At 65.2% G+C, this 9454-nt stretch carries 7 protein-coding genes; 3 read left to right on the top strand and 4 right to left on the bottom strand.

What is annotated here, in order from left to right; all coding sequences use genetic code 11:
* Window positions 1-180: 180 nt before the first annotated feature.
* Window positions 181-810, bottom strand: a complete 630-nt coding sequence (locus NE609_RS15960) for a TrkA family potassium uptake protein (protein ID WP_121587123.1) — start codon at window positions 808-810, stop codon at window positions 181-183.
* Between the two features lie 202 nt (window positions 811-1012).
* Between NE609_RS15960 and NE609_RS15955 the strand changes: the two genes are divergently transcribed.
* On the top strand, window positions 1013-2611 hold the full coding sequence (locus NE609_RS15955; RefSeq protein WP_121587122.1) for an ABC-F family ATP-binding cassette domain-containing protein: 1599 nt from the start codon (window positions 1013-1015) through the stop codon (window positions 2609-2611).
* A gap of 403 nt (window positions 2612-3014) precedes the next feature.
* Here NE609_RS15955 and NE609_RS15950 read toward each other — a convergent pair whose 3' ends face one another.
* The 3 genes from NE609_RS15950 to yedF form a co-directional block, all read right to left on the bottom strand.
* The gene (locus tag NE609_RS15950) at window positions 3015-4268 is read right to left on the bottom strand and encodes a cation:proton antiporter (RefSeq protein ID WP_121587121.1); all 1254 of its coding nucleotides are present in this window, start codon (window positions 4266-4268) and stop codon (window positions 3015-3017) included.
* A 142-nt stretch (window positions 4269-4410) separates the two neighbouring features.
* On the bottom strand, window positions 4411-4668 hold the full coding sequence (locus tag NE609_RS15945; RefSeq protein ID WP_121587120.1) for a DUF3343 domain-containing protein: 258 nt from the start codon (window positions 4666-4668) through the stop codon (window positions 4411-4413).
* Window positions 4668-5270, bottom strand: a complete 603-nt coding sequence (gene yedF, locus NE609_RS15940) for a sulfurtransferase-like selenium metabolism protein YedF (RefSeq protein ID WP_121587119.1) — start codon at window positions 5268-5270, stop codon at window positions 4668-4670. The genes NE609_RS15945 and yedF overlap by 1 nt, the downstream gene beginning before the upstream one ends.
* 252 nt (window positions 5271-5522) lie before the next feature.
* Here yedF and NE609_RS15935 point away from each other — a divergent pair, with 252 nt between their 5' ends.
* Both NE609_RS15935 and NE609_RS15930 read left to right on the top strand, forming a co-directional pair.
* Complete coding sequence (locus NE609_RS15935) at window positions 5523-9011, top strand: GGDEF and EAL domain-containing protein (protein ID WP_256153090.1); 3489 nt, start codon at window positions 5523-5525, stop codon at window positions 9009-9011.
* 32 nt (window positions 9012-9043) lie between these two features.
* Entirely contained in the window at window positions 9044-9418 is a 375-nt protein-coding gene (locus NE609_RS15930; RefSeq protein ID WP_256153089.1) for a hypothetical protein, read from the top strand.
* Window positions 9419-9454: the final 36 nt, after the last annotated feature.

Below are 9454 nucleotides of genomic sequence, written 5' to 3'. Positions count from 1 at the left end.
GCAGCCCGGGCAGGCCGCCCAAGCCCCCTGCGGCTTCTTTCCCCCATTTCTTGTCTGTACAAGAAATGGGGCCGCCCGCCGGGGCGGGACCCGGCAAACTACACCGCTCACTGAGCGGTATGCCTAAGGACCGCCGTCGGCCGACCACCGACAAACTCCTCCGCTCCCCGAGCGGCAAAATTAATCGATCACTTTGGCATAGAGGAGGCGGTCGTCGGGACCGACCTCCTCGGTGGAATTCGGGTGCGCGAGGGTGAGGTTGCCGTCGGCGTGCAGCAGGCCGAAAAGCCCCTGCTTGGCGTTGTTGCGCAGGACAAGCTCGCCGAGGGTGAGCCCGATCTCCTTGGCGTCGGGTTCGTCCGCATCGAAGGAGACGGTCGCGGAGTCGAGATAGACGTTCTTGACCTGATCGCGGCCGGTGAGCATCGAATAGATCGCGTCGACCGAGATGTTGGTGGGGCAGACGGTGTGCAGCCCGAAGTGGGAGAAGACGTTGCCGCGCCGGGGGTCGTAGACGCGCGCGAGCACGCGGGGAACTTTAAAAATTTCGCTCGCGAGCTGGCAGACCATGACGTTCATATTGTCGTCGTCGGTGACGGCGGCAAGCGCGTCGCAGTTTTCGATGCCGCCGCGCCGCAGGACGTCCTGGTCGATGGGCACGCCGGTGACGTTGTAACCGGAAAAGTCGTCCGCGAGGGAGGAAAAATGCGCGGGATTCTGGTCAATGACCGCGACGTCGTGGCCCATGCGGGAAAGCACGTTGGAGAGCTGCGACCCGACCTTGCCGCATCCGACGATCAGAATATTCATAAAGGAACGCTCCTTTGCCGCTCAGAGTGATGGTAAGGCCAGTATACACCTTTTCGCACCGGAAGGAAAGGGAAAGCGGCCGAATGCCCCGAAAATCCGGGAAAAACGGGCGGGAACGGTTGACGAATCGGGAAAGCATGCTATACTGAACAGGTGACAAACAACAGACAACATTTTTGTAAGATTTGTTAGGTGGTTTCAGATGATTACAGTCAGCAATGTCAGCCTGATGTTCGGCGGGACCAAGCTCTTTGCGAACGCGGACCTCAAGTTTCTGCCGGGCAACTGCTACGGCATCATCGGCGCGAACGGCGCCGGCAAATCCACCTTCCTGCGCATCCTTTCGGGGGAGCTCGAGCCGACCACCGGCGAGATCGCCATCCAGAAGGGCTGCCGCATGTCGGTGCTCAAGCAGGATCAATTCCAGTATGACCAGTATCCGGTCATCGATACCGTGATCATGGGCAACGCCCACCTCTATGAGGTCATGAAGGAGAAGGACGCCCTCTATGAGAAGCCCGACTTCTCGGAGGAGGACGGCGCGCGCGCCGCCGAGCTCGAGGGGGAGTTCGCCGAGATGAACGGCTGGGACGCCGAGACCGATTCCGGCCGCATCCTGTCGGGCCTGGGCATTTCGCCCGACATGTACGGCCTGCCCATGGGGGAATTAAAGGGCGGTGATAAGGTCAAGGTTCTGCTCGCGCAGGCGCTCTTTGGCCAGCCGGACATCCTCCTGCTCGACGAGCCCACCAACAACCTCGACATCAAATCGATCGACTGGCTGGAGGATTTCCTGCTCGATTTCCCCGGCACGCTGATCGTCGTGTCGCATGACCGGCACTTCCTCAATACCGTCTGCACCCACATCGTCGACATCGATTTCAACAAGGTGCGGATGTATGTGGGCAACTATGATTTCTGGTATGAGTCGAGCAAGCTGATGCAGCAGATCATGAAGGATCAGAACAAGCGCCGCGAGGACCAGATCAAGGATTTGCAGAGCTTCATTCAGCGGTTCTCGGCCAACAAATCCAAATCCAAGCAGGCCACCTCCCGCCGCAAGCTGCTCGACAAGCTGACCGTCGACGAGATGCCCGCCTCCTCCCGCCGTTACCCGTGGGTCAACTTCAAGCCCGACCGTGAGGCGGGCAAGGATATCCTCGAGGTGAGGGACCTCTCCAAGACGATCGACGGGGTCAAGGTGCTCGACCGGGTGAGCTTCGTCGTCAACAAAGGGGACAAGATCGCCTTTGTCGGGGAAAATGAGCAGGGCCAGACCGCCCTGCTGCGCATCCTGATGGAGGAGCTCGAGCCGGACGAGGGCAGCTTCAAATGGGGCCAGACCACCTCGCAGGCCTATTTCCCCAAGGACAACTCCGCCTTTTTCGACGGATGCGACCTCAATATGCTCCAGTGGTTCGCGCAGTTCTCCCCCGACGACAAGGAGACCTTCATGCGCGGCTTCCTCGGGCGGATGCTCTTTTCGGGCGACGACGTCTACAAGCCCGTCAAGGTGCTGTCGGGCGGCGAAAAGGTGCGCTGCATGCTCTCCCGCATGATGCTCACCGGCGCGAACGTCCTGCTGCTCGACCAGCCCACCAACCACCTCGACCTCGAGTCGATTACGGCGGTCAACAACGGACTCGCCGACTATCCCGGAAACCTGCTCTTTACCTCGCAGGATCACCAGTTTATCGAGACGATCGCCAACCGGATCATCGAGATCCACATGGACGGCACGATCACCGACCGGATGGGCTCCTACGACGAATACCGCGAGTGGAAGGCCGCGCAGGGCTGAACCCGCCGCAAAGCCGGACACAGACGCCCCCGGGGCCGCCATCGGCGGTCCCGGGGGTTTTCGCGCGGAGGAAGGCGCGGGCGCGGGGCGGGCTTGCGCCGTCCCCATGGGACGGCGGGCGGTTCCGCCGCTTCGCGGCGGCCCGCTCCCGCGCTTCGCGCGGGCAAGCCCGCCCCGCGCCCGCTTTCTCTCGTGAAGAAAGCGGCGCAGAGAAGCGTTCGCCGAAGGTCCGCGGCCCGGAAAAGGGCCCCGCCCTCGAAAAGCCCCGGCGTTCCGTCAGGAACGCCGGGGCTTTTCTCACCCGCCGCCTTTTTGGAAAGGCGGGCGAAAGGGTTAAGCCTTGAACACGGGGGGCGTCGGGCACGGCCGGCCCGCAAAACACCGGAGCCTTCGTCCGGAACTTCTAATCCGTGGGCGAGTTGGGCTCGACGACGGGTTCTGCGGCGGAGGGATCGGGCTTTTTGGAGATCACGCCCGCGAGAACCATCGAGGCTTTGGCTGAGGCGGGGCCGATCATCTCATAGAGCACCGCGGAGGAGAGGATGATGGTCGAGAGCAGGGTGCCCATCTCGGGCGGGAGCATCCGCTGGCCGAGCACGGCAAGGCCGATCGATACCCCGGCCTGCGGGATGAGCGCGAGGCCGAGATAGTTGCGGGTGGCGGCGTCGCATTTGGCCGCCGCCGCGCCGAGGAAGGCGCCCGCGTATTTGCCCGCGATGCGCACGATGAAGTAGCCCACGCCGATGATGCCCGCGCTCGCCAGCGCGGGCACGTTGAGCCGCATGCCCGAGAGCACGAAGAAGAGGAGCAGCACGGGCGGCGCGAAGGCGTTGAGCTGCTTAAAGAGCTTTTTACTGCCGCTGATGTTGCAGTAGGCGGTGCCGCAGGCCATGCAGGAGAGCAGCGGGGAGACGTCGAAGAGGGTGCACACCCCCGACACGCCGAGGATGATCGCCACGACGAGCACCAGCCGGTGGTCCTGCGAGCGGCCCTCGGTGATGAGCCGGCTGAGGAGCCAGCCGCCCAGGACGCCCACCGCGAGCGCCGCGAGGTTGAGGAAGAGCGGGCGCAGCACGAGGCCGAAGTCCATGGCGCGGCTGTCGTTGAGGTTCTGCACGACGACGGTGCAGACGCTGAAGGCGATGAGGGAGACGGCGTCGTCAAGCGCGACCACCTGGAGGATGATGTTGACGAACGGCCCCTTCGCATGGTACTGCCGGATGGTCATGATGGTGGAGGCGGGCGCGGTGGCGCAGCCGATTGCGCCGAGCAGCAGCGAGAAGGGCACCGGCAGGCGGAAGATAAAGATCATCGTGAGGGTGACGGCGGCGGCCGCGACGAGCGATTCCGCGAGGGTGATGGCGATGACCTTGGCCCCGCTCTTTTTGAGGGCGGAGAGCTTGAAGTAGCGCCCCACGCCGAAGGCGATGAAGGCGAGCGCCACGTCGTTGACGAAGTCCATGTGCCGGATGACGGAGACCGGGATCAGCCGGAGCGCCCAGGGGCCGATCAGGATGCCCGCAAGGATGTAGCCGGTGACGTTGGGCAATCGCAGCCGTTTGGTAAGACGCGTGACAAAAAAGCCCGCGAACAGCATGAGCGCCAGCGAGAGAACGATCTCGGCGGCGGTGCTGACCTGTTCCACCCGTTCGAGCATGGAAAGCCCCCCTTTTGCGCAGGGATGCCCCTGTTTTTTGGTAGACCCATTGTAGCGCAAACCGCAGCCGAATGCAACAGTTTACACAAAAATAAAAACGATTGTCCCGGTCCCTTATGGGGAACATGAACAATCGTTTTCGTTATGTGGGCACGATTGGGTCGGCCTTCCCATCGGGCGCCAGCCGGTAGATCTCCCAGCAGCCGCGCTCGCCGGGAAGCTCCTCCATTGCCGCGCGCACGCCCGCCGCGTCCCCGGGCGGGAAGCGCAGCGAGATGCCGCAGGAGGCGGAGACGGCGCGCGGCGTGGGCATCACCGTGACGGGGAACCGCCCCGTGAGATGCTTTTCCGCGCGCATCGCGCTGTGCGTGGAGGAAAAGACGATCACGCAGCAGTCCATCAGAGGGAGACGACCTTTCCGGCGCGCTTCATCCGCTCGACGATGTCGTACATGTTGCTCACGGTCCCGACCTGAAGCTTGTCGGCGATCCCGTAGAAGTTGAGGCAGGTCCCGCAGACGAGGATGTCCACGCCTTTGCCGGCAAGCTCGCACAGGTGCCCGGCGACCTGGTCGTTGAGGGTGGGCAGCTTGACCCCGCCGTTCATGAAGAGCACCGCCTCCGGCAGGTCGTCCGACTGGGAGAGGGTGTAGAAAAACATCTTCATGAGCGAGCCGCCAAGCTCGGGGTCGCCCTCGCCCACCGTCTCCCGGCCGACGAAGACCGCCCACGAGCGGTCCGCGGGTCCGGCGTCCCGCGCGTCCGCGCCGGACGGGCCGGCCTGCTCGCAGGGGGCCTTGGTAAAGTCGATCGAAAAGACGCCGTCCGCGCTCTGCACCGTGGTGCGGTAGCCCTGGCTGTCCGCCAGCCGCTGGAGATTCTCCACCGCCGTCGCGTTATCGGCCTCGACGGTAAATTCCGCCGCGCCCCCGTCGATCTCCTTTTTTGCCAGCACCACCGGAATGGGGCAGAGCTTGCCCTTCGCGTCCACCAGAATACCCATGCTAAAGACCTCCTGTCCGTTCGTTCAGATTCTGTTCCTATTGTACCCCGCCGGCGGGAATTTTTCAAGCCGCGCAAGGCGCCCGACGGGGCGGAAAACCGACGAAGATCCCGCAGGAAAGGGAGTTCTTGTCGAAAATGTAATTGGCAGGATTCGGTAAATGTGCTATACTGACTTAATAGGGATTTTCAGACGGAGCGATCCGGATGCGCGGATCGCCATGACGGACCCCGCGAGAGAGGGCGTTGACAGATGGCTCAGGGGAAACTTGAAAAACGGTGCAGCAGCCGGCTGTGCAGGTGCGTCCTATCCCTTGCGGGCGGGACGACGGTGCGCTATGCCGACGAGGGCTTTTTTGATATGGCGGGATTCCCGCGGGAGTATCTCGAGACCTCCTGCGGGGGCTCGCTGAAAACGGCGTCCCCGCAGTTGTACGGACAGATCTGCGCGATGCGGGAGCAGCCGGACAATCCGGGCCGGGGAGAGGCCGAGTTCCGCTACCAGCGCGCGGACGGCACCGAGCTGTGGCTCTACCTCAACGGCGGCCTGGCGGAGCTGGAGGGGGAGCGGAGGCTCGAATGCCTCTTCCTCGACGTCACCGAGCTGGTGGTCGCCAGGACCCGCCTGGAGAACATCACCAACACGATCCCCGGCGGGGTCGTGCAGCTTTCATTCGGTGAAGACTGGCGCATCCTCTACGCGAACGACGGGTTCTACCGCTTGAACGGCTATACCCGCCAGGAGTACCGGGCGCTCGCGGGGGACCTCTTCATCCGCCTGATGCACCCGGACGACGAAGCCGTCTTTGAAACGGCGGTCCGGGAGATGATCGGGACCCGGCAGACCGGGGTGGCGGACTACCGCGTCCGCCAGAAGGACGGGAGCTGGCGCTGGAGGGTCGCCTACGGAAAGATGATCGGCAGCACCGAGGAGGGCGTGCCGGTCATCCAGTGCGTGATCCTGGACAACGAGGAAAAACGGCAGCTCGAGCAAAAGCTCGAGCTGGAAAACGAGCGCTACCAGGCGGTGGCGCAGATGTCCGACGGGGTGCTGTGGGAGTATAGCGCCGCGGAGGACGTGGCGATCGTCCCTTACAGCGTGCGCAGCGTGCTGGTCGACCAGATGCGCACGCCCGGGTTTTCGGACAGCGCCTACGCGCAGGGCACGGTCCACCCGGAGGACCTCCCCCGGCTGGAGCAGTTCCGAAGGGAGCTGCGGGAGGGAAAGCCGCACATTCTCTTCGAGTTCCGGGCGCGGCAGCCGGGCGGCGGGGAATACCGCTGGCACCGGGCGGAGGGGGTCACCCTCTGCGACGCCGACGGCCGCCCGGCGCGTACGGTCGGGCGTACGGCGGACATCGACCGGGAAAAGCGGGAGCGCCTGCGCCTGCGGGATGCCGCCGAGCGCGACCCGATGACGGGGCTTTACAACCGCTCGGTCGTCCAGCGCCTGATCGACGAGCGGTTCGAGCAGGACCCGCCCGTGCGGACCGGCAGCCTCTTTGTGGTGGACATCGACAATTTCAAGGCGGTCAACGACCGCCTCGGGCACCTCTTCGGGGACGTCCTGCTCACCAACATCGCCAAGGCGATGCGGGAGACGGTGCGTCCGGGGGACATCCTCGGGCGGATCGGCGGGGACGAATTCGTCGTGTTCCTGCCGGGCGCCTCCCGCGCGGAGGGGGAGCGGATCGCCGGCGAGCTGGTCGCGCGCGTCTCGCGCATCTACGCGGGAGAGTTCACCGACCTGCAAATCACGGCGAGCGTCGGCGTCGCGGACTGCCCCCGGTGCGGCGATCATTACGTGGAGCTCTTCCGCAAGGCGGACCGCGCGCTCTACCGCGCCAAAAGGCACGGCAAGGACCGCGCCGAGGCCTATGAGCCGGACGGTCGCGGCGCGGACGGGGAGGAGAGCCTGCTCAACCTCTACGAGATGGACCGCCCCGAGGTGCGCTGGCAGGACGGCGAGATGGAGAGCATGCTCGACCTCTTTCCGCGCATCCTGAGCTCCAGCAAGGACATTGACAGCGCGATCTACCTGATGCTCGACCGCATCGGGGAATACTGCCGCGCCGCCGACGTGGGCATCCTGGAACGCACCCCCAAGGGGGACCGCCTGCAGGCCACCTACCTGTGGAAGCAGGGGACCGGGCGGGTGCCGATCAGCTCGGAGGAGGCCTTCTCCTTCTCCCAGTGGCCCGGCTACCTCCAGCGGTTCGAGGAGGGGGTCTACACAGAGCCGGACGGGACCATGCTGCCGGGCTGCGTGCGCCCGGACCGTCGCTGCGCGCTGCTCCAGTGCGGCATTTACGACGAGGGGGCGTTCAGCGGCTGCGTGATCGTCTGCGACCGCGGCGGCAGGCACGACTGGACCCGGCAGGAGATCGCGCTTACGCTGGGGTTCGCGCGGGCGGTCACCCCCTACATCCTCAAGCGGCGCACCGCCGCCGAGGCGCAGTACCGGCTCGACCGCGCCCTCAACTTCGACGAGCTCACCGGGCTGCTCTCGCTGGGCAGCTTCAAGGAGCGCGCCGCCGCCTATCTGGCGGCCTCTCCGCGGTCCCGGTGCGCCATCATCTATTCCGACATCGTCAACTTCAAATACATCAACGACGCCTACGGCTTCACCACCGGCGACGAGGTGCTGCGCGACTTTGCCCGCGCGATCACCGAGCGGGGCGGTGCGGTCTGCTCCACCCGCCTGGGCAACGACAGCTTCATCTCCCTCACCCGGTACGAGTCGCTCGACCAGCTCGAAAAGCACATCTCCCGCATCGACCAGGAGTTCAACGCCGGCGTCCGGGAGAAGCTGCCGGGCAGCAACGTCATGGTCGCGTCGGGGGTCTGCCCCCTCTCGCTCACGCAGGGGGACCTCGTGGAGGCGATCGACAACGCCAACATCGCGCGCAAAAGCATCAAGGGCTTCCACAAGGGGGGCTGTGCGATCTTCGAGGAGGGGATGAAGCGCCGCCTCTCCGCCGAGGCGCAGATGGCCAACCGGATGGAGTACGCGCTGGAAAACCGGGAGTTTGTCGTCTATCTCCAGCCCAAGGTGGCCCTGCGGGACGGCCGGATGGTCGGCGCGGAGGCGCTGGTGCGCTGGCGGCGGCAGGACGGGAGCATTATCCCGCCCGACGAGTTCATCCCCTTCTTCGAGCGCAACGGCTTCGTCACCCGCATCGACCTCTACGTGCTCGACCGGGTGCTTGAGCGGATGAGCGTGTGGAAGGCCGCGGGCAAGCGGCTGGTGCCGCTGTCGGTCAACATCTCCCGCATCCACGGGGACAGCCCCAACCAGGCGGAAAAGATCCTCGAGCTCACCCGGCGGTGGGGGATCGAGCCCGCGATGATCGAGTTCGAGCTCACCGAGACCGCCCTCTTCCAGAACGCGGGGCGGGTGCGCTCCCTGCTGGAAAAGCTGATGGAGATGGGCTTCGGCGTGTCGATCGACGATTTCGGCGCGGGGTATTCCTCCCTCAACGTGCTGCCCTCCATCCCGGCGAACATCCTCAAGCTCGACAAGGGCTTTTTGCAGGGTCGGGGCTTCAACGAGCGCAACCGCACGCTGGTGCGGCATATGATCTCGATGGCGGTCGACCTCAACTTCCGGGTCATCTGCGAGGGGGTCGAGACGGCGCAGGACGTCGAGTTCCTGCGCGCGGTGGGTTGCGACATGGCGCAGGGCTACTATTTCGCCAGGCCGATGCCGATCGATGAATTTGAAGAGCGCTGGATGGAGTGACCGTCCGGTGTGAGAGAGAGGGGGAACGCCCGTTGGAGATCACGGAGACGCCGCTTTTCGTGGGTTTTTCCGGAGAGGAGACCCGCCACCTGCTCGGCTGCATCGGCGCGCGGGAGCGGACGTGCCTGCCCGGGGAACCGCTGCTGCCGCCGGGGGAGAGCCGCCCGCACGCGGGCGTCCTGCTCGAGGGCGGCGCGGCGGGCAAAGATGCGTGCGCAAACCTTGCACCGGGGGATTTTTTCCTCGCGGAAGGGCCTGCACGGCCGGCGGCGGGGCCTGACGGGGCACGCGCGGTGATCTTCCGGGTCGACCGGGCGCGCGCCGTCTGCGGGGCCTCCTGCCCCTACCACAGGGTGATGGCGGAACGGTTCGACCGGCTCGCGCGGGCGTGGAGCGCGGCCGGATAGAAGACGGGAAAACCGGGGCGGCGGGCTTTGCCCGCC

Source organism: Anaerotruncus sp. DFI.9.16 (assembly GCF_024461615.1).
Classification (GTDB): Bacteria; Bacillota; Clostridia; order Oscillospirales; family Ruminococcaceae; genus Anaerotruncus; species Anaerotruncus massiliensis.
This window is presented reverse-complemented; position numbering and strand designations above follow the sequence as displayed.